The 25,116-nt window shown below is 47.0% G+C and carries 23 protein-coding genes; 16 read left to right on the forward strand and 7 right to left on the reverse strand.

The genetic code is table 11. The features are described from left to right. Positions 1 to 6: 6 nt before the first annotated feature. From B9Y93_RS05875 to B9Y93_RS05905, 7 genes are all read left to right on the forward strand, one after another. The gene (locus B9Y93_RS05875) at positions 7 to 642 is read left to right on the forward strand and encodes an RNA ligase family protein (RefSeq protein ID WP_085493378.1); all 636 of its coding nucleotides are present in this window, start codon (positions 7 to 9) and stop codon (positions 640 to 642) included. A 273-nt stretch (positions 643 to 915) separates the two neighbouring features. Next, positions 916 to 1,953 (forward strand): suppressor of fused domain protein, encoded by a 1,038-nt coding sequence (locus B9Y93_RS05880; RefSeq protein WP_085493379.1) that lies wholly within the window; start codon positions 916 to 918, stop codon positions 1,951 to 1,953. A 63-nt stretch (positions 1,954 to 2,016) separates the two neighbouring features. Beyond that, entirely contained in the window at positions 2,017 to 2,814 is a 798-nt protein-coding gene (locus tag B9Y93_RS05885; protein ID WP_085493380.1) for a hypothetical protein, read from the forward strand. 33 nt (positions 2,815 to 2,847) lie between these two features. Beyond that, positions 2,848 to 3,219: a hypothetical protein gene (locus B9Y93_RS05890; protein WP_085493381.1), complete on the forward strand. Its 372-nt coding sequence runs from the start codon at positions 2,848 to 2,850 to the stop codon at positions 3,217 to 3,219. A 50-nt stretch (positions 3,220 to 3,269) separates the two neighbouring features. Beyond that, positions 3,270 to 4,562 carry a DUF1963 domain-containing protein gene (locus B9Y93_RS05895; protein ID WP_085493382.1) on the forward strand — a complete coding sequence of 431 codons (1,293 nt, stop codon included), beginning with the start codon at positions 3,270 to 3,272 and terminating at the stop codon, positions 4,560 to 4,562. Between the two features lie 60 nt (positions 4,563 to 4,622). Next, positions 4,623 to 5,330: a DUF4274 domain-containing protein gene (locus tag B9Y93_RS05900; protein ID WP_085493383.1), complete on the forward strand. Its 708-nt coding sequence runs from the start codon at positions 4,623 to 4,625 to the stop codon at positions 5,328 to 5,330. A gap of 43 nt (positions 5,331 to 5,373) precedes the next feature. After that, positions 5,374 to 7,038 carry a DUF6138 family protein gene (locus B9Y93_RS05905; RefSeq protein WP_085493384.1) on the forward strand — a complete coding sequence of 555 codons (1,665 nt, stop codon included), beginning with the start codon at positions 5,374 to 5,376 and terminating at the stop codon, positions 7,036 to 7,038. A 121-nt stretch (positions 7,039 to 7,159) separates the two neighbouring features. Here the strand turns inward: B9Y93_RS05905 and B9Y93_RS05910 are convergent, their stop codons facing one another. Next, a complete protein-coding gene (locus B9Y93_RS05910; protein ID WP_085493385.1) occupies positions 7,160 to 7,621 on the reverse strand; it encodes a hypothetical protein in 462 nt (153 codons plus the stop codon). A 170-nt stretch (positions 7,622 to 7,791) separates the two neighbouring features. Here B9Y93_RS05910 and B9Y93_RS05915 point away from each other — a divergent pair, with 170 nt between their 5' ends. After that, the gene (locus B9Y93_RS05915) at positions 7,792 to 8,676 is read left to right on the forward strand and encodes a YwqG family protein (protein ID WP_085493386.1); all 885 of its coding nucleotides are present in this window, start codon (positions 7,792 to 7,794) and stop codon (positions 8,674 to 8,676) included. A 109-nt stretch (positions 8,677 to 8,785) separates the two neighbouring features. Here B9Y93_RS05915 and B9Y93_RS05920 read toward each other — a convergent pair whose 3' ends face one another. Further along, positions 8,786 to 9,340, reverse strand: a complete 555-nt coding sequence (locus tag B9Y93_RS05920) for an SMI1/KNR4 family protein (protein WP_085493387.1) — start codon at positions 9,338 to 9,340, stop codon at positions 8,786 to 8,788. Positions 9,341 to 9,475: 135 nt separating this feature from the next. Between B9Y93_RS05920 and B9Y93_RS05925 the strand changes: the two genes are divergently transcribed. The 5 genes from B9Y93_RS05925 to B9Y93_RS05945 all read left to right on the forward strand — a co-directional run bounded on the left by B9Y93_RS05925 (position 9,476) and on the right by B9Y93_RS05945 (position 16,807). Continuing rightward, positions 9,476 to 10,282 (forward strand): helix-turn-helix transcriptional regulator, encoded by an 807-nt coding sequence (locus B9Y93_RS05925; RefSeq protein ID WP_085493388.1) that lies wholly within the window; start codon positions 9,476 to 9,478, stop codon positions 10,280 to 10,282. Positions 10,283 to 10,366: 84 nt separating this feature from the next. Then, positions 10,367 to 11,386, forward strand: coding sequence for a proline dehydrogenase family protein (locus B9Y93_RS05930; RefSeq protein WP_085493389.1), 1,020 nt, complete (start codon positions 10,367 to 10,369; stop codon positions 11,384 to 11,386). Between the two features lie 277 nt (positions 11,387 to 11,663). Continuing rightward, positions 11,664 to 15,176: a discoidin domain-containing protein gene (locus B9Y93_RS05935; RefSeq protein WP_085493390.1), complete on the forward strand. Its 3,513-nt coding sequence runs from the start codon at positions 11,664 to 11,666 to the stop codon at positions 15,174 to 15,176. A gap of 270 nt (positions 15,177 to 15,446) precedes the next feature. Then, entirely contained in the window at positions 15,447 to 15,884 is a 438-nt protein-coding gene (locus B9Y93_RS05940; protein WP_085493391.1) for a hypothetical protein, read from the forward strand. Between the two features lie 119 nt (positions 15,885 to 16,003). Beyond that, on the forward strand, positions 16,004 to 16,807 hold the full coding sequence (locus tag B9Y93_RS05945; protein WP_217809676.1) for a GNAT family N-acetyltransferase: 804 nt from the start codon (positions 16,004 to 16,006) through the stop codon (positions 16,805 to 16,807). A gap of 174 nt (positions 16,808 to 16,981) precedes the next feature. Here B9Y93_RS05945 and B9Y93_RS05950 read toward each other — a convergent pair whose 3' ends face one another. Beyond that, positions 16,982 to 18,214, reverse strand: a complete 1,233-nt coding sequence (locus B9Y93_RS05950) for an aminopeptidase (RefSeq protein WP_085493392.1) — start codon at positions 18,212 to 18,214, stop codon at positions 16,982 to 16,984. A gap of 51 nt (positions 18,215 to 18,265) precedes the next feature. Continuing rightward, positions 18,266 to 19,297: an alpha/beta fold hydrolase gene (locus tag B9Y93_RS05955; RefSeq protein ID WP_085493393.1), complete on the reverse strand. Its 1,032-nt coding sequence runs from the start codon at positions 19,295 to 19,297 to the stop codon at positions 18,266 to 18,268. 343 nt (positions 19,298 to 19,640) lie between these two features. On the opposite strand from B9Y93_RS05955, the gene B9Y93_RS05960 reads away from it, so the two are divergent. Beyond that, a complete protein-coding gene (locus B9Y93_RS05960) occupies positions 19,641 to 20,522 on the forward strand; it encodes an ADP-ribosylglycohydrolase family protein (protein WP_170936386.1) in 882 nt (293 codons plus the stop codon). 166 nt (positions 20,523 to 20,688) lie between these two features. Here B9Y93_RS05960 and B9Y93_RS05965 read toward each other — a convergent pair whose 3' ends face one another. Then, complete coding sequence (locus B9Y93_RS05965; RefSeq protein ID WP_085493394.1) at positions 20,689 to 21,018, reverse strand: hypothetical protein; 330 nt, start codon at positions 21,016 to 21,018, stop codon at positions 20,689 to 20,691. Between the two features lie 323 nt (positions 21,019 to 21,341). Here B9Y93_RS05965 and B9Y93_RS05970 point away from each other — a divergent pair, with 323 nt between their 5' ends. Next, the gene (locus B9Y93_RS05970; RefSeq protein WP_085493395.1) at positions 21,342 to 22,103 is read left to right on the forward strand and encodes a class I SAM-dependent methyltransferase; all 762 of its coding nucleotides are present in this window, start codon (positions 21,342 to 21,344) and stop codon (positions 22,101 to 22,103) included. A 144-nt stretch (positions 22,104 to 22,247) separates the two neighbouring features. Here the strand turns inward: B9Y93_RS05970 and B9Y93_RS05975 are convergent, their stop codons facing one another. Continuing rightward, positions 22,248 to 23,120 (reverse strand): hypothetical protein, encoded by an 873-nt coding sequence (locus tag B9Y93_RS05975; RefSeq protein WP_085493396.1) that lies wholly within the window; start codon positions 23,118 to 23,120, stop codon positions 22,248 to 22,250. 403 nt (positions 23,121 to 23,523) lie between these two features. Between B9Y93_RS05975 and B9Y93_RS05980 the strand changes: the two genes are divergently transcribed. After that, positions 23,524 to 24,003 carry a GNAT family N-acetyltransferase gene (locus B9Y93_RS05980; RefSeq protein ID WP_085493397.1) on the forward strand — a complete coding sequence of 160 codons (480 nt, stop codon included), beginning with the start codon at positions 23,524 to 23,526 and terminating at the stop codon, positions 24,001 to 24,003. Between the two features lie 147 nt (positions 24,004 to 24,150). Here the strand turns inward: B9Y93_RS05980 and B9Y93_RS05985 are convergent, their stop codons facing one another. Next, positions 24,151 to 25,029, reverse strand: a complete 879-nt coding sequence (locus tag B9Y93_RS05985; protein WP_217809677.1) for a LysR family transcriptional regulator — start codon at positions 25,027 to 25,029, stop codon at positions 24,151 to 24,153. Positions 25,030 to 25,116 lie beyond the last annotated feature (87 nt).

Consider the following 25,116-nt stretch of genomic DNA (forward strand, 5'->3'; position numbering starts at 1 on the left):
TAGGTTATGAAAATGAAATATCCGAAAACATTGCACCTGCCATGGTCCAGAGGCTATACGGACGACGATAAAATATTGCGCAATACCCATCATTTTATCGGGCAGGAGGTGGTCATCACAGAGAAAATGGATGGCGAAAACACCACGATGTACCATGATTACATCCATGCTAGATCGATTGACAGCAAAGATCACGCTTCGCGGCATTTTGTAAAGACCTTGCATGGCGCAATCCAATATCTGATTCCCGAAGGATACCGGCTGTGCGGTGAAAATGTATATGCAAAGCATTCCTTGTCTTACAACGCCTTGCCCGGATACTTCATGCTGTTCTCCGTATGGAATGAGCGTAATCATTGTTTATCCTGGGAGGAGACAGAAGTGTGGGCAGATCAACTAGGGGTACCGCTTGTTCCTGTGCTGTATCGTGGGTTATGGAACGAGGAGGCTGCTAAGAAGTGCTATACAAAGCTGTCCCAATGCGGAGGAGAGCAAGAGGGTTATGTCGTTCGATTGGCATCCACATTTGCTTACGAGGATTTCAAGCAGTCAGTGGCCAAATTTGTTCGCCAAAATCATGTTCAAACAGATGAGCACTGGCTAAGCAAGCCCGTCGAGCCAAACCAGTTGAATAAACTCTAAAGTCAATCACCGAGTGAAAAAGGTGGCAGCAAGTACTGAAAAATGAGGAGGAGGGATTATCATGTAATTCGCAGTGGCTTGACACATCTACATAACAGGATATAGAAGATGGGTTCCACCTCTTTTTGATGCATTGTCATACATAACATCTTTAACTGCCATAGCATGTATAAACTATCGTTGCTTTCCTAACAATCGAACAAACATAACAGATATAACATACGATTTTCATTGATGGATTGCCGTACATCCACACAATCGGAGGGATTCATGATGAGTGAAAACATAGAAGCATCAGGCTGGAACGCCATAGAAGGAGCGATGGTGAAGCTATACAATGAACAAGAACCGAAGCATTACGGCACGATGATTCCATATGCGTTAGGTGGACAAGATCCTTTGGATGGCATAAGCGTCTACAAGGCTTGCAAGCCGCTCCCGCATTGGCACTTCGTGACCTATGGCTTCTCCGAGCTCTACGAGAAAGAATCGGACAATCACGATTTCAGCGGCTTCGGCTTCGAGCTTACGCTAAGGCTTGCACGTGATGAACAAGAGGAGGAGCCTCCTGCTTGGGCGCTGAACCTGCTTCAGAATATGGGGAGATATGTGTTTAATAGCGGGAATATTCTCGCTCCAGGCGATTACTTGGACGCAAATGGTCCAATTTGTCTCGGCTCCGATACGAAGCTTACAGCACTAGCGTTTATCGAGGATGGGGAACTGCCTGCTCTTCATACGCCAAACGGGCGAGTCGAATTTGTCCAAATGATCGGGATTACCGAAGATGAACTGGAAGCAATGAAGACTTGGAGCACATATGGCTTGCTCGAAGCTTGTCAGGAATTGCTGCCAGCGCACATAACAGACTTGGCAAGAGAATCCATGCTGCAGGTGCCTGCGATAGCTGAAGCGGTACAAAAGGGCATTGACCAAGACGGCTCCAATACCGGATTCCTCTATGTCGACCAGTTGTCCTTCAAGCCAGGCAAGAAGCGCCTGCTTCACAGATCGCCAGCAGAACTTTCGTTAGGAGCCAAGCAGGCGGGGACGGTAGGCAAATTGCTTCGTGGAAGGCTCATGAAAGGCAAAAACCTAACCTTGTCTAGTCAAGACCTAAGCGTTATCCTCATGCCTGGAGAAGAGAGCAGCTATGAAGCTTCTGACAAAGAGATTCGGTTGACACTCGCTCCTGAGGTCATCACGGAGCTCTCATCTCTTATGCAGCCAAGAGAAGAAGTCCTCCGGCTTGCTTCTTATCACGATTTGATGATTCACATCATAAAAACACACATCAAGGATCAAGACTGAAATATTGTCTCGACGATCGGGTGAAGCCACATCTTCGATTCAAAAACGAAGGAGATGAATAAAATGGATGCCAAAGCAAAGAAAATATTGACCCAGACATTCTGGAGTGGTGGAGGGTGGAGAGCGGGAGGCCCCTCCTGCTCGAATGAAGATTTTGAATATGCCAAAAGCAAAGGACTCATGTTTGACCCCGCTAATATGTCTCATGATGAATGCATTTCAACATTACGAAAACTGCATGCCCAACCTAACCTAAAGGATAAGGCGGTGAGAGCCTTCCTCCACAGCCTGTCCACACGAAAGGTTCATTTGAGAAGCGCTTTGTCCAGCTATGCTCTTACCTGCGAGCTGCGAGTCCATACGTACGCTGAGCGGCCAGCAGAACAGATCGGCTATTGTGCATGCGGCGACTGTAATGACAAGAAGCTGATGGCAAATGATCAATATGTCAACGAAGATCTGAACGTCCTTAACTTTGAACGAATCAAATGGGGCGGTGTCCGCTTGAACTGGCTTATTTACTGCCTGATGGACCTTGAGCTGTTGAATAAAGAGGACTGGCTTGAGGTGAGGAGCGAGGATATTGCCATCTTGCAGCAAATGATTCAAGACATAGAAGCCTGCTCGGACACCGATGCAGCCAGACAATTGGAGAAGCGCTGGAAAGATGTCTTCCCCTCCAATCAGCATGAACGAGATCGTGTGCTCGAGATATGGGGCTTTGCAGGGCTGCTGCAATCAACAAACGATTATCGCAAAGAGAGAGGGCGGGGAAGCGACTTTGTCTCCATGTGCACCTGGAGAGGCGAGGATGGTTACTGCAAGGAGAAGCTGGACTTATATTTTGGACCCTATTTATAGCATGATAAACAGGTTGAAGGCGGCGAGACACAAGTGATAACAGTTACTGAGATCTATCACCTTATTCAAAAGGAAGGTTTCTTTGAACGCGTCTTCCAAGCGGATCACGATTGGGATACGCTGCTAGATAAGCGAGATGAGGCAGAATTTGATACCAGATGGACTTCGAGTTGCGAAGCATTGCGCAGCATAGATTCCTCTGAAAGTCAATTGATTGCAGATATTCGAGAGAGGGCGTTTAAAGAAACGTTTCGACTCACCCAGCACCCGGAGCTTGCAGTATATGTGTCAGACGACCTTGGCCTTATAGCGTCAGCAGCCGACCACCAGTTCGATTCAGCGTTTATCCAGCAGCTGTGGAACATCTACCTGAAGGGAAGCTTCCCAACAACAATAAATGATTGAATAAATAAATGAAATGGATAGACGCATCCATCAAGGAGGTAAGGTATACGTTGACTGAAAGAATTCCTTGCAAGACTGAAGGCTGCCAGGCCACGATTCTGCCGACTACAGCAGTCAAGACAGGCGGCTATTGCATGCCTTGCCACCAAGAGCAGGAGCGGCAAAAACGACAGGCCTATATCGAAGCGCATCGCAAAACCGTAAATCAATATGAAGGGCTGACAGACCCTGTAGATGTTTTGAAGATCATGCATGCTCCGAGAGTCTATGATCCTCTCATTCAATATGCACCTTATCCATTGAGCATGGAAGAAGTGTACCTCTCATTAAGCGCTGACGAGGCCGCACGTATGCTAAATCACGCGATCGAGCAGCTAGAGTCAGGAGATACAGATGAAGCCGAAACGATCCTCATGTCGCTCGTTTGCTATCTGAATTTGGATATAGCGGATGTACTGCCAACACTTATGGAGCACGATTTGTATCATGCTTCAATCCTTTTCAAGGATGCTCCAGCCGATATTCGGGACCTCCTTATCGAACAGGCAGAAGCTGACGATGATCGCCGCAACCATCTGCTGCTCATTCTTAGCTGGATTGGAGATTGCGAGGTAGTTAGCCAGTTTCAGAGATGGAGCCTCACTCCTCCACAATGGACAGAGCAGCTATTCGTGGAACCTGAGCATTATGCGCTTGAAGCAGGCTGGGAGCTTACCCAGGCAGGGGAGCGCCGCAGCTTGATCCATAACCACAGTTATGCGATCCGAGCTGCGAGTGAAGAGCAGGCTTGTACGGCTGAGGCGGACACTGCGCACTTTCTTCAGGAAAGCCGCTCCGCTTGTCCATGGTGCAGCCGTAAGCTTACTCTTCTGATCGATGTCGATACGGCTCATTTGTCTTTACGATATCTCGGATTGCCGTTCGAGCGTCTACAGGTGATGACATGCGAGCATTGCGGCGCCTACGGCACCCTATACATGGAGCTCGATCAACAAGGGAAACCAAGCTGGAGCCCCTTTAATCATCTGCCTGTCTTACCGAGCCCTGATCTATCAGCGGATAGTGATTCCGACCTGTCAAGAGCAAGACTTATCCTTGCAGATGTTCCGCATTCTCCATTTTATACTGCGAATTGGGCCTTGTCTCAGCACAATTCCCAGCTTGGCGGACATCCGAGCTGGGTGCAGGACGCGGAATATCCCGTATGTCCTTGCTGCCAACAGCATATGTCGTATATCGGCCAGCTTGATTGGGAGGATATCGAACAGTATGGTGAAGGACTCTTTTATATGTTTATTTGTATAGAAGACAGAATAACCGCGACCGTATACCAGCAGAGCTGATACGAAAATGAATGCATGTCACAAGATCGAAAGTCATAATTGGCAGAGGAGAGCGAATTGATGAATTGGAAGGACGTTAGTAAATCAACCGATATGCAAGTTATTCTTCGTGCGCTCGAAGAGCTTGATATAGAAGAACGTGATGAGCGGGGCCGAACTCCGCTTATGCTGCTCCTGACTAACCGCGCACCGATCCAAGCTATCACGAGCTTGATTGAGAGGGGAGTTGATCTTGAAGCAGAAGACAAGCTTGGGGACACTGCACTGAAAAAAGCGGTCAAGTTCAAGCAAATAGACGCGCTAAAGAAGTTGATAGATGCGGGTGCGAAGCTGGACTCCCCACGCGGGATACTAGCTACTGCCTGGCATGCTGCACGCAATGATTCTAAGCTGGCCGATCTATTGCTTGACACCGAAGGTGCCGTCCGGCTTACCCTGACTGCTCGGGAGCAGGCAATCGTCGATGAGATTCTCTATGAGGAGTCGATTGGGGAGATGTGCCGCAAGATTCAACAGCTTGAATCTTCGGTAATCCTGCACGCCATAGTAAACGGATATAACTGGGATGACGGACCAGAACCCATGCTGTGCGCCTTCCACAATCCCAATATTCAGGAGATTAGCTTGCTTGATATGTTCGAGCTGCTTGAAGGAGATTACTGGCTGTCTAAGGATGCCTCAGAGCTTCATCAAGATGCAGAAGACCTGCAATGGAAGGCCTTAGCTGCAGCGCTGGATGATCGGCTGCAACGAAACACACACCTATAGACAACGATCTCTACTACTTTTATGCATTGGGAGGGGAAATTCATTGAATCCTGCAGTGGCAGCATTTCTACAAGAGGTTTGGAACGAATTGATGAAGATATATGAAAAAGAGAGCATACAGATTCGTGAGCTTGAACAGAATAGCAAACTGCAAGTCGGCATTAAGGATTACATGCGTGTGTCATGGAGGAAGGGAAAGTTCTCTTGGGCGAATGGCCACATTCACATTGATACCTTTGAGCCTTTTTCTTGGTCTGACAGTTCCTATAAGCTCGAACCAGATTCCTATATTATCGAATTGACGGAGCAATTATTGATCGAGGAATTCTTTCCTGCGTTATGTGCACGCATGAACGAACTGTTCCGCACAGAGGAACTCGGTCCTAAATTCTTTGATTATCGAATGGAAATCGTGTTGGAGTTCGAGTGGGAGGCGTCTAAGACAGTCCTTCGCCAGCAGCTGTTGAATGAATCCAAGCTGATGCGGCTGCAAGAAACGCTGGAGCAATTCATTAAAGAGAAAGTCATGTCAGACCCGCCTATACTTCCAAAAGAACGAGACCTGTTCTTTTTCGCCTACAGCTTGGTTAATCCCGATCTTTTCAAACAGGAGCTTGAGATCATTGAGCCTTTGATTGATCGACTCACGGACAAGCTCACAATATCCCCTAAGCTCAAAGACGAATGGACGAGTCGCTGGACGATGGCTATTAACGGCTGGGCCAAAGAAGGATTCTTGGATCAGTTCTTCGATCGACAGGGGTATTATCGCAATGAATGGGTGCTTAAGGAGGAAGGGGATCGTCCGGCCGTAGACGCAGAAGCCATGAAATTATTTTTGTATGCCGCACTGCAAGTCGGCGCTTCTGAACCAGAGACGCGCCAAACCTACCTGGAGCTTGCGGTTCAATTGGGGTCCAAGCAAGCCCAGGCCTATTTGAAAACAGGCAGCGGAAAGTTTGAGAACGTCTATCGGGGAAAAAGAGTGAACGCAAGCAATAACGATTGTCTCCAAACCATTGACATTCGAATCCTCGAGGAAGTCGAGGCTGCATACAGTGAAGCTCTCGATTATTTGATCCTGTTGCTGAAGCAGGGCTTTCCTAAAGGCTACAAGCTCAAGCTTAAAAGCAGCCAGAAGCATTTGCTGCCCTTAAAGCAGCTTGCAAAGTCCAAGCTGCATCAGTTCTTTGCCAATGCACTTACCTATCCGGCCTTGTTTCCGAAAATTGCAGAGTATGCTGATGTCGCAATGGAGGAATATGCGTGGTACGGCGATGTGGAGCCTAGTGAGAAGTCCGTCATGCCTGGTACCTACGCGGTGCTTGGCCTTGGCTTAAAGAGCGAGGTCTACTTCCCATTGCTGTGCCGATATATGGAACTCGTGGATACAGAGCATCAATCAGCGCAGGATGGATATGCCGCAGCATTTGTAGCCGTACACGGGGTGCAGCCAGCGAATATGCCTGTTCTCATATCCGTATTGCTTGGAGGCATTGACGAGGGGACAACGGTTAAAAACATAAAAATCGAGCAGCCTGAGCAGGCAGAAGCACTCGTGGACGCGCTAAAGGACTTGCAGGAGTATGAACGCGAGATGGTGCTGAGCCGGATCTTCCACAGCAAGAACAAATTGTCTGCAGCCGTGAAGAAAGCGGAGCCAGCCGCACTAAGGGAGCCCTTGGAACAGCTTCTTCGTTTCCTATAGGACGAGGGCACGTTGCATGGAGCAGCCGCGCGGCGACAGCAGAAAACGTACTGGTCCGGATCATTTTAAAAAAGGATCTCCATGTTGGCGCACTAATTACGGTCCGCCGTGGAGATCCACTTTACACCGATGATAGCCATGCAGCGCCGCCGCTAGCGAGAGACAGCAGCACGCCGCTTGCTATCATCCAGATATGCTTTTTACTTAATTCAAGCTCTCCAGCGATCAGCGGCATGATATATCGAAATACGAGCAGCGAGAACACGCCTTGTACGGCTCCGAGAAGTACGAGCTTCTTCGCCTGGCTTATGTATAGTTCAACTTCAGCCGGGGAAGTAAAGGCCAAGGTCCCGCTGATGCGTGCGCTCCAAAACGTCAGTGCCATAAACATAACGAGCATGGTTAAAGTCGCGCACACGAGCAGAATAAACGTATACAGCTTCTTTAACTGTCCGGAATCCTTCGGCTTCGATGAAGGCCAGCCAATCAGAGAAAACACCAAGCCCAGCACCACAGCACCGCCTGCAAAAGTAAACAAAATGCCATTTGCCACTGTGCTAGCGATTAAGAGTATAAAGATCATAGCTTCCTCCAAGCAAGATGATGCGAATCGCGGTTCTGCCGACAGTCGCCTGCATCAAGATATTCAGATAAGGCCTATAAAAAGAGTACCATCATTTTACTTTGCTGTATATCCGTATCACAGACAATTAAAGCAATAGAAGTTCGAGTAAACGTTAAGGATGTGACCATATGCTAAGCGAGAGCAATCAACAGAAGCTGAAGCAGGCCATCAATAAGCATCAGTTTGGTCATGCAGAAGCTTATTTACATAAGAGGGCGCGCCAAGGTGTTCGCTTATCCAAGCATGCTCTTGAAGACTACAAACATGCAGGAGGTTCTCGTATTGGTGGCGATCCAGATCTGACCGCAAGCATCGAATGGCCGCTTGATTCGAGCGGGATGCCCATGACGTTTCTAGCACAGCTGCATCTGCAGGAAGTGGCGCTTCATGATGAGGCTCTTCTGCTTCCAGCAGATGGCATGCTGTATTTCTTTGTCGGTGTTGATGAGCCTGCTTATCATATTGAGCACAAGGTGCTGTATCTGCCGGAAGAAGAATTGCATCAGGTAAAGCGTCGATGTTCACCTGAAGTAACCTCGCTTGAAGAAGTGTTCATCGGTTATCAGGCTGCCGCTAGAGCTACTATTGAACTGCCGAATTTCGGCTATGCGGATGAGGAGCAGATCGAAGACGAGGAGCATGATTACGAGCAATACGAGGAGCTATGCTTCGAGCTGGCAGCAACGAACTCCAACGACTTGGCCTGTATGTTCGGTTATCCCGCTACCCAGCATGGAGACTGTGAAGTAGAAGCGTCGCTTCGGCTTCTGACTGGCAAGCCGTACAATTATTCCGTAAAGGCAGCAATGGAAGAAATTACGGCGCATGTTAACGGAGATTCCGACAAAGCGGAGCAAGAGGTTCGAGATACCTTACTGCTGCTTGCGCTGGATTCTGACCGAGAGGTTGGCTTCTTATGGTGGGATGCTGGAGAACTGCAATTTTATATCCGTAAAGAAGATCTGCTAGCGGGCAATTTTGCTCGTACTTATTGCTCCTTGTATTCGAGTTAATTATGAACGACTAGAAACAATAGGTTGTATAACCCTAACCGGTAGGAAGAAGCAGCGGGGACATAGCAAAGAGGTATATGTTGAAAACAGCCATATACCTCTTTTTTTCTTATTCATATAGCAATTGCTCAACCGAGACCGTTCCTTGACACAGCTCGACGAATGATGTAGCAACGAGCATCGCATCATCGTAGCCAAGATTCCCGGAATGAGAGACGAGAATCGGATATTCGTCTCGTGCTGGATCTTCGCGCATATCCCAGATATAATGATGACCACAGCCGTCCATGGCAAATGGAACGGAGCCTGGCATATACTCGGGAAACTCATAAGCGAGCATCATGGTTCTCAGCTCATCTGAATTAAAGAACTGAAAGTGACGTTCACCTTGGCCAAATTCACCGCCATTCGAGTATTGAAGAAACGCGATATAGGCAGCGGGCAGCCGCTTATTAGGAATGGTCCATTTTGAAGGATCAATAGGGGTGTACAACTCGTACATCGGGTTCGTTGCGTGGAACGGGTTCCGCTGCTGCTTCTTAATCTCTGCCAGTTCCTGCTCTGATAATGGCAGATTCCAACTGTCTATGAAAGATTGTAATTCTAGATCTGTTATTCCGCTGCTGGTTCGATAACACATATCAAAGGTGGTTGCCCAATTCATTAGGTGATGCCTCCCATTGTTTATCTACTTATTTATTATAGATCATGACAAGATTAAGAAAAACGGTTCTTGCGGCGAATCTTTTGTTTGTCGTGCATGAACTTCGTTGAAGTCACTTCGTTTGGAGGTTCTACTATGGCGAAAGTCGCATTTTACCGAGATGAAACCCTTCCTTTCCTAGAAGGAAAACGATGCCATAAGAGCGACTTGGCATACCAGAAGCATTTTCACGAGGAATATTCCATTGGCTTGATCGATGAAGGTGAGACAAAGGCTTGGTGTGAAGGTGCGCTGTGGCAGGTAGAAGCAGGCCGAATGATCAGTTTCCCTCCGCATATGCTGCATGCCTGCCAGCCTGCGGAGGACATGCGCTGGAGGTACAAAATGCTGTTTATTCAGCCCGAATGGTTTACTTATCTGGATATGCCGGATATTCATAAGCTGAACATTCCTTTTTTGCTTGAGCACGACAAAAACACCGTCTGTCGCAACCTGCTTAATCACACCATGAGGGCCTTAAGCGAAAAAGAATCCTCTCTGGAGATTGAAACCTCTTTGATCGAGCTTGTGCAAGCTCTAGTAGACAAGCATGAAGCGGATGTGAACCATAGTCCTAATCACAGATGGGATAAAAAATACGTTAATCTCATCAGAGCATACATCCATGAGCATTATACGGATTCGATTACGCTGGATATGCTGGAGAACGAGGCCGGCATTAGCCGCTACCATCTTATTCGCATGTTCAAGCGAAGCATGCATCTGCCTCCTCATGCCTATCAGAATCTGCTACGTATTAATCATGCGAAAAAAGAGTTGAAGCATCGCCGTTCGATCGCGGATATTGCGATAGACAGCGGCTATTATGATCAAAGCCATTTTTCAAAGGCATTCGCTAGAATTGTAGGCACGACACCACATGCCTATATCATATCCTCCTAATCTGCAAAAAGCGCAACTTTTTACAATCCTCTCTTCACCCTCTTATTGTACATTGGAGCTATACGTGAAGAGGGGGAGTATCATATGGCAGCAACAATACCATACCGAGAGACGATTGAGCTGGAAAAGGCATTCGCGTCCGCTATGAAATCAATAGCGCGACGAGCTGATCTAAAAACACATATAGAACAGACACCTGCTCTATATTCGCTGCTGAATCGGGCAGCAGCAAGGTATGTAACCGGGGAGAGCCGCTCTGATGGTCTGGCTGCTCAGCAGCGGCTAATGGACAAGGGCTACGCCGTATCGCTTGAATATATCGGCGAGAACACGACGAATCTGCAAGACTGCGAGGATGCTCAGGCTGAGCTGTCACACCTCATTTCTGACTTGTCAACGCGGAATAAGGCAGCACGTGTGTCGTTCGACCTGTCCCATATCGGCTTATTGCTCGATCATGAGCTTACTTATCGCCATCTAATCGCACTTGCTGAACAAGCCAAACACGCGAATATCGAGCTATTTATCAGCATGGAAGAATCCGCTAAGACTGACGACATCCTCGCGATCTATAAAAGAGCAGCGAGAAACTATTCCCATATTGGGATAACCCTGCAGGCACAGCTGAATCGAACGGAGCAGGACCTGATCGACTTATCATCGGGCACAAGCCGCATTCGCCTTGTCAAAGGGGCCTATCAAGAGCCTGAGTCCATCTCCATTGCGCGATCTTCCATTCTTAATGAACGGTACTTAAGGCTTATAGAGCAAGCCGTGGAGCAAGGTCATCTTTTGTCGATTGCCACTCATGATGAGTCGATCATCGATGAGGTAGTCAGGCGAGGGTGGATTCAAAGCTCGGCTGTCGAATTCGAAATGTTGTACGGGATAAGACCTGATCTGAGCTGCAAATTGAACGCAGCCGGCCATCCTGTACGCATATATCTAACCTATGGCCAAGAGTGGTATTTGTATCTATGCCATCGCATCGCCGAATATCCGCCTAATCTGTTCCAAGCGGTACTTGATATGTCGGCAGCTGAGCAGCTTGCCCCCTTGCGGGACTACAATGGAAAGAATACTCAGCTAGTGCCTCGCCATTAGCTCAAACTTCCAATCTATCTTCATGGAATAGAGCGATAAACTCACAGCATGCACCCTAAGAAGAGGGTGCATGTCCTCTATCAAGCTTCCACACACAAATTCTTATCATTTCATTAAATAATTCTTAAAGACCTGTTTCGCTATGCATATTTCATATATTATAGTAACGATTAACAGAGCAGGCGTTTTCTTCTAAAGGCAGCGCCATAGAATGGAGGGATGCTCAAAATCCGTTCAACAATTGTATATCGATAACATGATGATATGGAGGAATGGTATGAGGAAAACAGTGTATGCAAAGTCAATGTTGCTCATGCTGAGTATGCTGGTGGTCCTATCCTCGTTGTTAACTGCAGCTCAGCCAGCCAGGGCGCTAAGCAACCCTATTGGACTGGAAAGACAGAATGTTGAGCAGCAAGCAGCTGATCTGGAACGAATGACGTTAAGCAATGAGAACCGTGAGGCTGTGAGCGACGATGTAAATGATCAAGCTGAGAATGGAGTTCCTAATGGAGAAGAGCAAGCAGCCAAGCTTCTCGCTAAGGCAACCTTTAGTGGATTAAACCTCGCCTTGAACAAGCCTGCTTTTTCCTCCGGCAATGAAGTGGACTATTTGTCGCCTGATCTGGCGGTTGATGGCAAGGTCAATACAAGATGGTCCTCCAAGAAAGACGACAACCAATGGTTCTATGTCGATTTGGGCGAAAAAAAAGCATTCGACCGTGTTGTCCTCCGCTGGCAGACTCCAGCCGACAAATTCAAGATTTTTGTATCCGATGATGCAAAATCTTGGACAAACGTCAAGCCTAACGATGGCATCATTCAATCCAAAGGTGGAGTGGAAACGATCGATTTCCCTGCACGAGAAGCTCGTTATGTGAAGTTCCAAGGCGTTGCCCGTGCACCGGTTGAAGGCATACTGTATGGCTACTCCTTTTACGAATTTGAAGTTTATCAACTAAGCGACTTGCAATCTGTTATCGAAAAGGTAACCGCTTCGTTAACGGTACAACCTGGGCAAACCAAGTTGGACTGGTCAGCCGCCAACATACCGGATGGCTATCGTGTCTCCGTATTTGGAAGTGACAGACTCCCCGTGATTGACCTCGAAGGCTACATTCGAACACCGTTAGTGGATGCCAAGGTGAACCTAATCCTACTCGTTGAGGATCTTAACTACCCGGACCGCAAGCTGTTGTCCAACAACATCTCCATTAGCGTGTCTGGCCTTCATAAGCAAACACCAGGACGCAATGCCGAGCCAGAAGTTATTCCTTCTTTGCGGGAATGGTATGGTGATACAGGCCACTACAAGCTAACCCAATCATCACGCATTGTCATCGCACCAAACGATGAAGCGGTGCTTCGCAAGGCAGGGGAGCTTACGCGAGAGGATCTGCTTGATCTAACGGGCTATTCGCTCGAGGTCGTCGCAGGGAAGCCTCACGCCGGCGATATCTACCTAGCCATTGATCCGTCCTTAACTTGGCTGGGTGATGAGGGCAATGTATTCAAGGTGGATCAATACGTATCCATCACCTCGTCTTCAGCAACCGGCGCATTCTTTGGCACAAGAACAGCACTTCAGATCATCAAGCAGCATGATGACCATACGATCCCGCGTGGAGAGGCTAGGGATTATCCTAAGTATGAGCAGCGCGGATTGATGATTGACGTTGCACGCAAATACTTTACGCTTGATTTCCTTCAGGATTATGTCAAGCTGCTGTCCTGGTACAAAATGAATATGTTCCAGATTCACTTGAATGATGATGTCGGAACGCCATTCGCAGATGGAACCAATGCAGCCTATCGCCTTGAGAGCACTACGTATCCGGGGCTTGCCAGCAGCAATGGCCACTATACGAAGCAGGAATTCAAGGAGCTGCAGCTGATGGGCATGGATTACGGGGTAAACATCATTCCTGAGATCGATACACCTGGACATTCCCGTGCATTCACAACCTACAATCCTGCTCTTGGCACCGACCATCACTTGGATATTTCGAAGCCGGAAACGATTGATTTCGTGAAAAGCCTCTTCAATGAATATTTGGATGGAGATGATCCGACCTTTATAGGACCCGATGTGCATATCGGCACGGATGAGTATTGGGGCTCGGATACAGAACGGTTCCGCTGGTATATGGATATGCTTGTGAAGCATATCAACAGCAAGGGCAAGCATCCGCATATGTGGGGCGGCTTGACTCAATATAACGGCACCACCCCTATCAGCAATCAAGCGACCATGGATATCTGGCATGAGCCTTATGGAGCCCCGCAGCAAGCGGTTGATCTTGGCTTTGATGTCATCAATTCGCAAAATGTTTATATGTATATCGTGCCAACCGTATATGGGAATTATCTAAACACTCAATTTCTCTACGACGAATGGGAGCCGGTCAAATGGGAGACAACCACGCTTCCACTCGGCCATCCGCGTGTAAAAGGCGGTATGTTCTCCATGTGGAATGATGCTTCGGATGTGAACGGACTGTCCATGGACGATGCGCATATCAGACTTCTTCCTGGCATACAGGTTGTCGCTGAGAAGATGTGGACGGGTACAAGAGAGGACAAGTCCTTCGCTCGATTCGAGCAAAGAACGAAGCTTGTTGGGGAAGCGCCCAACGCCGACCGTTCCCACAGCATTCAGGTAAATCATCCGGATAATCTTGTAATGCAATACCTGTTCGAGCAAGACTTCAAGGATGAATCCGGCAACGGCTTTGACGGCAATGCTGTCAATGTGGATATTGCCGAAGGCAAGTATGGGCAAGGAGCTCGCTTCAACGGCGGTCAAAGCTATATCGAGACACCAATTGATGCGATTGGTTTCGGCTGGACTGCCTCTATGTGGATCAAACCAGACCGCAATAATCCGAATAATGCTGTATTGATGGAATCTCCAGTCGGCACGCTGAAGCTGAAGCAGGGAAGCTCAGGCAAGCTTGGATTTACTAAAGAGCATTATAACAGCACCTTCAATTATGTTGTTCCTGAGGGGAAATGGACGCATATTTTATTGAAGGGCGACGATAAGGGCGTATCGCTATTCGTTAATCTTGATGAATATGTGGAGCGCTTGGAGATGCAATTTCCTAAGATGCACACACTCGTCCTGCCTACGCTTCGAATTGGCAGTGAGACTCATTCTTTTAAAGGCGAGCTCGATAACGTCTTCATTTACAACAAAGCGATCGAACTGCTTAATACCGAAAATCTAGCACTTCAGAAGGCCACCGAGTCCTCTGAAACGGAGTTCCCTTATTTATCATCAGACAAAGCTGTAGATGGCAATGAATCCACCCGCTGGTCAAGCAAATATGTGGATGATGCCTGGTATACCGTGGACTTGGGAGAGGTCAAGGACATCAACAAGGTCGTCATCAAATGGCAAACCGCATACGCTGAGCAGTACCAGATTCTTGTATCGACAGACAAGACAAAGTGGACTAATATATCAGGCGAAGGGGAGGTCATCCACTCCCAAGGCAAGCTGGACATTCTTGAGTTTGATGCCAAGCAAGCCCGATATGTGAAGTTCCAAGGCGTCAAGCGGGCGACAGTATTCGGCAATTCATTCTTCGAATTCGAGGTCTATTCACCGGGGCAAGTTCCGGAGTACAAGCAGCTCATCGCTTTGATCGAAAGCTACCTTCCTAAGGTAAATGAGAATTCCAAGCTGTATAAGCTGCTGCTTCAGGTATTGAACCGCTATCCGTATGATGCCAATCGCTCCTTAGACCCCATGAAGACATTAATAAAAGAGTTCCAAGGAAAATAGGACTCTCATGAAAGACTTGACGCATCAGCCCTCGTATCGACTATAATACGAGGGTTTTTCCTTATATGGCTTATGTTTTTTCTTTTTGCTGTCTCTATCATCAAAAACGATTGATCTTTAATCGCTTTGCATCCGATAATGAAATATAACGCCTAGCAGCTGCCAAACTGAGGAATCGCAATCAGTCGTTAGACTGCTCAGATGGTCACATTTGAGGTTTAATAGAATTCTGCATCATCATTCATAACCGTACGGAGGGTTAACTTACATATGCTATCAGCAAAAGTGATTGAATATTGCAAAAAAAAAGACTGGTGGTTTGAAGAAAGCACTAAAGAGTATGAACAAGCGTTGCTGACAATAGGCATTGATCTCCATACAGATATAGCTGCCTTCTATCTCCATGCAGAAGACGGGCCTACCTTTTACAGCAGACAGCATCCCATCTATCAACTTTGCTGGTTTATCCTACATACAGACTACAACTTGTGTCTGGACAGTGCTCATCAAGCTCTAGCATTGCCAAAAGCGTATATTCCTCTGGATTCTTTTGAAGGGGAATATGGCTACTTTTATAATAGGGAAAAAGATGAAGTGTTAGGTTTAGGTCTAGGACAGCCAATGAAGGAGTTCGCGGAAGGCAGACTGAAGCCGCAATGGAGCACCTTTAACGAGTTTCTCGAATGGTACTTTGACGTGACCGCGTAGCACTTTTCATTGGTTATCGTAGTATTTTTCAATCTTGTAGAGATTTTTCATAGCCATACTTTATTATCCGTTAGGGTCCATGATCGGTTATGCTTCCTAGAGGAAAGGAAGTGAACCTTATGACAAGTCAAGCTCGTTTCGGGGAAGAAGAGACAGGTGGTGCAAGGTTATCAGCTCAAGGGGCAATGCCTGCATTCTCACAGTCAATCATTGATTTCTGGGAAAAGCCCTTTGTGAATGGAGACATTGTCTATTGCGATAGCATCTTGTCAATAACGGTCAATCGAGAACTGAGCGAAGATCGACGGGTCATGGTGCTGGAAACCGCCGATGGACGGATCAGAGCGGCACTAACCCCTCTAATTGCTGATAAGATAGGGTTATCACAACTTCAACACCATAACCTCACGATAGATACCTTCCAGCAAAAAATGCATGAAGCGGGAGTCTGCCTGCATGGCGCGGATTATCTGTTCTACTATTCAAATGCGAATAAGAACATACTGCTGCAGGAAGGCGTGAAAGGCGATTTGCGCCAGTTGAGCGCTGAAGACGAAGACGTTTTTTCTGCATTCCAATCCTCTGCCTCGGAACAAGACCTGGATGATGCTTATATTGAATTAGACCATTGGGCGGTGTTCGGTTCATTTGATGAACAGCAGCAGCTGGTCAGTGCCGCCAGCATGTATCCATGGGAGAATGCCCGCATCGCGGATCTTGGTGTACTGACGCTTACAAGCTTTAGAGGAAAGGGACATGCTCGGCAAGTGGTGCGTTCTATCAGCAAACACGCTTATGAACATGGATATGAACCCCAATATCGATGCCAGCTCGATAACGCGGCATCCACAGCGCTTGCTAAGGCAGCAGGCCTAACGCTGTTTGGCAAGTGGGATGTAATTTCTCCAGACTGCATGGCCTGAATCTAGATAGATGGTATCCGAGTGATCACCCAATCCATCATGAAATATAATTGAGCCGTCTGCTACAAACGCTATTCTATAGTATGTAGTGCCTAACATCATACAACAAACAACCGCGCCATATGTTGACGCGGTTGTTGCACATTACATCAGCTATGCGTGATGCCTAATCGGCTAAAAGGCCCAGTTGCCCTTGCGAAATAGCGGTTCTGTGCTTCCATCCGTAAGCTCGCCATCGATATCCATTGCAGAAGAACCGATCATGAAGTCAACATGAATGAGGCTTGTATTCAATCCATGCTCGTCTAATTCGTGTTCAGCCATATCTGAGCCCCCTTCCAGACAGAAGGGATATGCACTGCCAATAGCCAGATGGCAGGCAGCATTTTCATCAAAGAGCGTATGGTAGAATAATAGACCCGTATCTGAGATAGGGGAGCGATGGGGAACTAGCGCGACTTCACCTAGATAAGCCGCTCCTTCATCAGTAGCGATTAGCTTCTTCAGCACGTCTAGCCCTTCAGCAGCCTGAATGCCAATGATCTTTCCCTTATCAAATGTAAACGAGGCGTCCTTGATGATCTTGCCTCCCCAGCTTAACGGCCTCGTACTGCGGACCGTACCGAAAACGCCCTCCTTGAGTGGCGCTGTCCAGATCTCCTCAGATGGGATGTTCGCAACAAAAGGAATGCCTTTTGCATTCACATTGCCTGCATCGCTCACCCAAAGGTGCTCTCGGGGCAATTCTATTCTTAAGTCAGTGCCGTCCCCACGATATTGGAGCGCTCGATATCTTCTTGCATTCAACTGGCTGGCCTTGTCATGAAGCGTCTGAAGATGCTTTCGCCAAGCTTCATTGGGGTTGTCCGAATGGATTCTTACTGCACTAAATATAGCCTCCCACAACGAATCTATCAAATGCTCTTCATCAACGTCTGGAAATACCTTAGCAGCCCAAGCTGTCGTAGGTACTGTCACGATGGACCAGCTGATTTTGTTAGACATGCCGTAGCTCCGAAAGCGGGATAATGCTGTTGACTTCGCTTTGTTTGCATTTGTTATGCGTTCTGGATCAATTCCATTTAACAAATCAGGCGCTGGGGCAATCACGGTCAAAAACGCAGCATCATGCTCAGCAAACTGCTCCCATCCTTTCGCCCGAAACGCAGGATATTCATGGAACGCCTCATCTGGTGCCAGCTCATACTTGATGCGTGTAATCTCGTCGTCGCTCCATTCAATATAGACATCCTTGGCACCGACTTCATACGCTCTTCTAGCAATAAGCCGAACAAAAGGCGCCGCCAGGATGGGTGCCGTAACCACAAGCGTTTGTCCTTGCTGAACATTGACGCCAACTTCAACCACAAGCGCGGCATAACGCTGCATTTTTTCTTGAACATTCATCGTATATATTCTCCCAATAGACGTTATGTTTAAGTTAAAGGGGCATTATTGTTATCTTGCAAAGGTATCTGTTATCCACTTTGAGAATTTTTCTTTCTCTTCAAAATGAGGATAGTGAGCGGATTGCTCGAAAGTTATAAATTCTTTATGATCAGCATCAAGCTGATCAAGGTAAGTCTTGGCTGATTGTGCGGATGTCATGTAGTCGTATTGTCCCATGATAAAATATACGGGGAGCTCCAGCTTCGTTACAATAGTAGGCAATGGCTCTTTGATGGCTTGCCCAATTAATGGCGCCTGGACGAAGGAGACGCCTTGGTTATAACGAATGCGATCCAACAGATTATACTCGGGTCCAAACCAAAATCCTTTTTCCAAGTCGGCATTCTCATCTATTAATCTAGCAGCGCCGCCATATTTTCGAACATATTTGCGCGGAGTTAGCATTTCGCCGCTTTTGACTTTGTCTGTTAGTCCTTGCAGATATTCGAGATCATCGGAATTGCCGCTTGATGCTGCTTGACTAATGGTGAATTGCAAACCATCCCATTCGCTTTCTTGAATGTCGGACATTTGACCGATGCCGATGTAAGCTTCATATTTCTCAGGAGCTCGCTCTGCAGCCTGTATGCCTATGTAAGTTCCGAAGGAATGTCCAGCTAATATGACTTTCTTTTGATTGAAGCGAGTGGCTATGTAATCCGTCAGTGCTAATAGATCATCGACTAATAGATCTGTAGAAAGGTTAGCATAATCCTCGCCAAAGTGATAGGATTTGCCGCTTGCTCTTTGATCGTAATGGACAATTGTAAAATTGTTCTCCAATTGCTTCTGATATTTGGTGACATAAGGTATCTCTGAAACGCCTGGACCACCATGCACAAAAATAATAATCGGATTGTGCTTGTCATGACCTCGTATCATCAGTTCATGATGAGTGCCATTGATTTCGACTTGCTTGAGTTCGCTAATGCTGTTTTCTCCCTCTATCTTAGATGTCCAAGTAGGGAAGATCAATGCGATTCCGACTAATAATATGATCGCGAGAACCACATAGAACAGGATTTTGTATAACCTTTTGATAGTCTCATCTCCCTCATGCTGTTAAGGTGCTGCTGCCAAAATGACGTACAAACTTGCTTAGCTGTGACTATAACTAGCTTATCTTGATATGTAGAACTTGGTAACAGCCTGTGGTCTATTAACACACTCGACTTATGTCTAGATGAAGAGGGGGACTTAGATCGGGATAGGGGCTATCTTCTAACAAAAGGAGAATCAAACAAATGGTAGTTGTTATTGGTTGAAGTAAAGGTTTAGACTGGAAATAGCATTCGGAGAGAGCTTAAGCTTTTGAAGTTTAGGAAAATTGCGAAGAAAAGATACGAGTTCCTTCTTCAACATTAATCGAAGTTGAGGTGTTGTCATGTATATTCCATTAAATAATCGTATCAAAGGCGGACTCTATGGCGTAGCTGTAGGCGACGCCCTTGGCGGGACGACGGAATTTATGAATGTTGATGAGATAGAAGCCAAGCATGGTTACTTGACGGAGATCATTGGCGGCGGGGTATGGAGCCTGGAACCAGGGGAAGTAACTGACGATACAATGATGACGCTTTGCGTTGCTGAGGGCATTCTTGAATACCCGGCAGAGCCGATGGAGGCGATCGGGCGTTACTTCATGAAATGGTACGAGTCTCGGCCTAAGGATATCGGGAATATCATACGCCATGTCTTGCAAAAATACGATGGCGACTGGCTCGAGGCAGCCTTCATTGCTCACATGGATCTGGGACAAAGTGGAGGAAACGGATCTCTTATGCGATGCTTGCCTGCTGCACTGGCCTACAAGGACCCAGCAGACATCGAGCGTGTAACCGTCGTACAGTCCCGAATGACGCATTATGATCCTAGATGCGCCGAGATCTGCGTGATGTATAACCGGATGGCCTACAGGCTTCTGCATGGCGAAGACTTAAGGACTGTCATTCGATCCGAAACAGCTGGAAGCGAATACGAGGGCCAGATTGAAGAAGTGCCGGATTGTCCTCCAAGCGGCTTTGTCGTGCATACCTTTAGATGGGTGCTGCATATATTGCTCCAGTCAAAGGATTATGCTGAAGTTGTACAGAAGGCTGCTAATCTGGGAGGGGATTCTGATACGATTGGTGCGATTGCCGGAGGGCTGGCAGGCATCTATTACGGTTATGAAGGCATCCCTGTTCGATATGTTGAGGCAATCCTGATCAAAGACAAGCTCAATAGATTGGCCTCACAGCTTTATGCGCTGAGAGTGTCATCATGAAGATTGAAACTTCAGCTTGATGATGATTGCTTGAATACGTTAACCTCCCTATTAGATGAGCCGCCATGCTTATGCATGAGCGGCTCATGTCATGTCTATATGCTTGATCGTTAATGAGAGAATCATCGTGTGAGGTTAGAATTCGTGATTGGGCATATTACAATTCCTAATCCTCTAAGTAGACATATCCTTGATAATAAGCTCTATAGTAAGCTCCCATATCCTTAATATCATATCGATCCAGTACTCCTGCCCATTGTCCCCTTGCGTCTGTGAAGGAATGAAGTGTAGTTGCTGGAATGCTGGCATCTTTGGCAAAGTCCCGGGTTATGCCCGTTACATACTTCTTCTGCATAACAGCAGCTGTAATCGGTGCTTGTGGCATGCTTTGACCTGTGGTAGAAACATGATTCGCAGCACTAGCAATACCGCTCATTGTTGACAGTAGAATAGCCGTCACGGATAAACATTTAATCGCTCGTTTCACTTTTAACATCTAATCATCTCCTTTGATGGCATTTATTACATACAAATCCTATCATTGATAGTTCAAATTTTAAAGTTATTATATTGCATATTTACTATTTTATAGCGATATCCTAATCATTTCACAAGGGCCGAGAAATCATGAAGAATCCATGAATAAAGGGGAGGAAACCTTGCCTAACCAACTAAATGATGGTATGATTCCCATAATTATAACGAAAGCGAGTGATTTCATATGACAGTCTGCTCTGACAACCCATTCTTAACTATTGAGGTACGGAAGGGCTAAACGATACCGCTTCTTCCGTACCTACAAACGGAGGAGAATCATCTATGTTTAGTTATTACAGCAAGCTTTGCACCGAAGTCTACGACCTTACTAAGCCTGTAGGCTGCTCGTTAAATGGCGACATTGAGTATTACCAAGAAAGACTAAAGACATGCTCAGGACGAATTCTTGAAGCTGCCGTTGGTTCAGGGCGATTCTTGATCCCGCTGCTTGAAGCCGGCTATACCGTTGATGGCATTGACTATTCGCCTGAGATGCTGGAGTCTTGTCGCAAGCGCTGTGAGGAAAGAGGTTTGCATTCTAATCTGTACGAAGCGCGGCTGCAGGACTTCACTTTGCCGCATCAATATGAAGCAATCATTATCCCAACGGGCTCTTTCTGTCTGCTTGAAAATCGAGAGGATTCTCTTGCGGCATTAAGATGTTTCTATAAACATCTTGCTCCAGGAGGACGCCTGATTGTTGATCTCCATTTGCCTTATGATTGGAAGCCAGCTGAGATTACAACTTCAACCTTTTCTCTGCCAGATGGGGACGGCATCACGATGGAGTGCAGATCGATTGAGATGGATTGGCTGCATCAATACACGGTCTCGTATATCAAGTACGAGAAATGGCGCCAAGGAAAGCTGATTCAAAGCGAGCTGCAACGCTTTGCGCTTCGCTGGTACGGGGTCGAGGAGTTCAAGCTGATATTGAGCAGCTTGGGATACGCTGATATTACATGCTCTGCGGATTATGTATATGGCCAACAACCATCTCGTGGGGATCAGATGATCACATTTGAAGCCATACGCAAGCCATAACGTTACAAAAGCTGTTGTCTCATGGACAACAGCTTTTTTGCTGTAAGCAAGCGCTTTATGGCACTAAACGAAATATTGCACTTCTAACTCCAATATGTCTGCATATCGTGTTCCAGCAGCACGACAATTCGTAAGATTGACCGCTCAGATCCAATCTCCAAAAATGGCGCGGGCCTTGTCCCAATCGACGCCCAACCTGCCTTGCCAACCCGCCCAAGGCATTTCCATGTCGGAACGGCCTTTGGTGTTATCAAGTTCATACTCTGCGTTAATAATCGCCTCTTTGTCCGTCCAACGATCTGGCGCAAGCTCCACGAGTCGGTTAGGCACCACGCCCACCGTGGCCAGCGACTGGAGTATGCCGCGCCGAATGCCGCTGCTTCCTTTTATAATCTTCTCCGCAGTGAGGCGCTTCTCATATTGGCCTGGGGTTTCGCTCACATCCGCTCGGTCTATGCTATGCAGCAGCTGACGGAACATTTGCTTGTCTTGTTCAGTCGGAAGAATAGGACCTTGCTCCAATATCTGTGCAAACTCGGACATATCCACGTATGCACCAAGGCTCGTCCCACTATAGTTGCTGCCCAGATGCATCGCATAGCGAATGAACGACAGATTGTCCCAGCCTTCAGCACTGTAACTGAATGCGCACACCTTGCATGCACGGAATCGCTCGGCTTCCGCATAATCATGGTGAGGAGTATGAATCATGGTGTGGTAGCTTCCCAATGCGGAGATGCCTCTGCGATAGCTTCCGCCAACCCCGGCTACAAAGGCATTCGCGATGCTTTCCCAAGAAAACAAGTCATTCGAGCTTTGTTCGATCAGCTTACCGATGATCTCGTCATGGCGAATATCCTGCAGATCATTGGCCACCCAGCCACTGGCCTGAAGCAGCTCTTGCTCGGCGAAAGTCAGTGTAGTCGTCTTATAAATGGATACTTTACGCTCCGCATCATAGTCCTTATTTTCATAATGATACAGCTTTTTAAGTACCCGCAACATTTTGCTGTCCATGAATTGCTCCTTTCAAATACATCTTTGTCTGGTGATCATGGTGGACAATTGAACTTCCTCTTCCCATTATAAGCAGCACAAAAGCTAGAGACATGCGCTTAAAGAACCAGACCTGCCGTTTATTAACACGTCATTATCCAACCTCCGGATACAAAGGATGCCGATCTTTAGCTGCTCTATTGACTCTAAACACAAAAAAAACCGGCATTGCGATATGCCGGTGATGTATTCAAACATAAAAGTCATGTAAAAAAGACATGAGTAAATACTACTATACAAAAAAATCCAATATAAGTCTAGTACTTCATTCGAATAGATTGTATGTTTAATAAGCGACCGCGGCGCAAACCACAATCAGGGATACAGCATGAGATCCCATCCATTTAGAAGGGAGCAGCAACGCATGATCACACTGAGAAAAATCACGCTGGACAATCGGAGAGACATTTTCAATCTTGAAGTAACGGAGGATCAGCGCCGCTACGTGGCATCCAATCTATCCAGTGTCGCTTCTTGCTATGTCCTTGCAACCAATGGGGGACATCCATTCCCGCTTGCCATCTACGCCGATGAGCAGCCGGTCGGATTTGTCATGACTACGTATCGCATTACCGGGTATGATCTCCCAGCTTCTATACCTGAAGAGAGCTACTGCATCCTGCGGCTGATGATTGACAAGCAGCATCAGAACCAAGGCTATGGCAGAGAGGCGATGGACAAAATATTGGCATTCATTCGCACGTATCCGGCTGGGCCTGCTCGATTCTGCTGGATACCATATAAGGAAGAGAATATAGCTGCAAAAAAGCTGTATGAAAGCTTCGGCTTTCGCAGCAACGGAGAGATATGCTGCGAGGAGTCCATAACCGTATTGGCCCTGTAAGCTCTCAAGCCAGAAGCAACAAAAAGTGTCATTCCATAAAAGAAGTCATGACCTCCATTGTCACGGTCTCGTGATAGTGGAGGTCTATTTGATTAGATCTCGCTCCCTATAGCAGAGCTATCATAGGCTGATCAACGCTATGATCTTTTATCGATTTTCAGATCCAATATGCTGCAGAAGGGTCTTTAGAGGTGTCGTTAGATATTTATCTCGATGATGAACAGCATACATCTCGTTATGCAAGGTAAGATCTTGAACGGCTAGTGCATGTAACGTCCCTTGAGCAAGCGGCTCGCGTACAAGCACATCTGGCAAAATGGCAATTCCGAGACCAGCTTTGGCTGCCTCAATTAAGGCCTGTGAGTTCACACTTGTCCATGCAGGCTGCGCTGTGTATCCAGACAAATAAAGCGCACTATCCAGCGTATCGCGAATTGCACTGCCTTTCTCCCGAAGCAGCAATCTCTCCATGCAGAATTGCTGAATCGTCAGCTCCCTGTGAGCGAGTAGATAATCAGGGGCACACACAACAATCATTGGATAGGAAGCAAACAGAGAACTTGTAAAGGGTCCTTGTGGTGGAGTCCCTTCAATCAACGCGAGATCCGCTTGACCTTGCCGCAATAAATCCATCGCATTTGCTGCGCTTACCACATCCACATGAACCGGATTATCCGGCCAATCTTCTTGGAAGGCATTCAAAATAGTAGGCAGCCAGAACGCTGCTATCGTAATGCTTGAGACAAGGTGCAGCGGCGCGCGCCTTTCCAAGTCATGAAAACGAGCATCTAAAGCTTCGCAGGAAGCTAGAATGGGCATAATCTCCTCCAAGAGAAGGCTGCCGCTCTTCGTAAGCTGAACACTCTTGGATAATCGGTCAAACAATGCGGTTCCTGCCTTTTCCTCCAGCTCACGGATCGTATGGGACACTGCCGATTGCGTGATATAGAGCCTTTCCGCAGCTCGGGTAAAGTTGCCTGTCTCAGCGACTGTACGAAAGATCTCAAAATGACGAAGGCTCATCATTTCTGTCCCTCCTCTCATGAATAAAACTAATCACTATCGCAAAATCATATCATTTTACTAATTGTTCAACAACCTCCATAATGGCTG

The sequence above is a fragment of the Paenibacillus aquistagni genome (assembly GCF_900177815.1).
GTDB classification, from domain to species: Bacteria; Bacillota; Bacilli; order Paenibacillales; family Paenibacillaceae; genus Paenibacillus_B; species Paenibacillus_B aquistagni.

What these genes read in the sequence shown, in the direction of transcription:
- B9Y93_RS05875 (WP_085493378.1), top strand. Translation starts at nt 7, where the DNA reads ATGAAAATGAAATATCCGAAAACATTGCACCTGCCATGGTCCAGAGGC.
- B9Y93_RS05880 (WP_085493379.1), top strand. Translation starts at nt 916, where the DNA reads ATGAGTGAAAACATAGAAGCATCAGGCTGGAACGCCATAGAAGGAGCG.
- B9Y93_RS05885 (WP_085493380.1), top strand. Translation starts at nt 2,017, where the DNA reads ATGGATGCCAAAGCAAAGAAAATATTGACCCAGACATTCTGGAGTGGT.
- B9Y93_RS05900 (WP_085493383.1), top strand. Translation starts at nt 4,623, where the DNA reads ATGAATTGGAAGGACGTTAGTAAATCAACCGATATGCAAGTTATTCTT.
- B9Y93_RS05910 (WP_085493385.1), bottom strand. Translation starts at nt 7,621, where the DNA reads ATGATCTTTATACTCTTAATCGCTAGCACAGTGGCAAATGGCATTTTG.
- B9Y93_RS05915 (WP_085493386.1), top strand. Translation starts at nt 7,792, where the DNA reads ATGCTAAGCGAGAGCAATCAACAGAAGCTGAAGCAGGCCATCAATAAG.
- B9Y93_RS05920 (WP_085493387.1), bottom strand. Translation starts at nt 9,340, where the DNA reads ATGAATTGGGCAACCACCTTTGATATGTGTTATCGAACCAGCAGCGGA.
- B9Y93_RS05925 (WP_085493388.1), top strand. Translation starts at nt 9,476, where the DNA reads ATGGCGAAAGTCGCATTTTACCGAGATGAAACCCTTCCTTTCCTAGAA.
- B9Y93_RS05930 (WP_085493389.1), top strand. Translation starts at nt 10,367, where the DNA reads ATGGCAGCAACAATACCATACCGAGAGACGATTGAGCTGGAAAAGGCA.
- B9Y93_RS05935 (WP_085493390.1), top strand. Translation starts at nt 11,664, where the DNA reads ATGAGGAAAACAGTGTATGCAAAGTCAATGTTGCTCATGCTGAGTATG.
- B9Y93_RS05940 (WP_085493391.1), top strand. Translation starts at nt 15,447, where the DNA reads ATGCTATCAGCAAAAGTGATTGAATATTGCAAAAAAAAAGACTGGTGG.
- B9Y93_RS05945 (WP_217809676.1), top strand. Translation starts at nt 16,004, where the DNA reads ATGACAAGTCAAGCTCGTTTCGGGGAAGAAGAGACAGGTGGTGCAAGG.
- B9Y93_RS05950 (WP_085493392.1), bottom strand. Translation starts at nt 18,214, where the DNA reads ATGAATGTTCAAGAAAAAATGCAGCGTTATGCCGCGCTTGTGGTTGAA.
- B9Y93_RS05960 (WP_170936386.1), top strand. Translation starts at nt 19,641, where the DNA reads ATGTATATTCCATTAAATAATCGTATCAAAGGCGGACTCTATGGCGTA.
- B9Y93_RS05965 (WP_085493394.1), bottom strand. Translation starts at nt 21,018, where the DNA reads ATGTTAAAAGTGAAACGAGCGATTAAATGTTTATCCGTGACGGCTATT.
- B9Y93_RS05970 (WP_085493395.1), top strand. Translation starts at nt 21,342, where the DNA reads ATGTTTAGTTATTACAGCAAGCTTTGCACCGAAGTCTACGACCTTACT.
- B9Y93_RS05975 (WP_085493396.1), bottom strand. Translation starts at nt 23,120, where the DNA reads ATGGACAGCAAAATGTTGCGGGTACTTAAAAAGCTGTATCATTATGAA.
- B9Y93_RS05980 (WP_085493397.1), top strand. Translation starts at nt 23,524, where the DNA reads ATGATCACACTGAGAAAAATCACGCTGGACAATCGGAGAGACATTTTC.
- B9Y93_RS05985 (WP_217809677.1), bottom strand. Translation starts at nt 25,029, where the DNA reads ATGATGAGCCTTCGTCATTTTGAGATCTTTCGTACAGTCGCTGAGACA.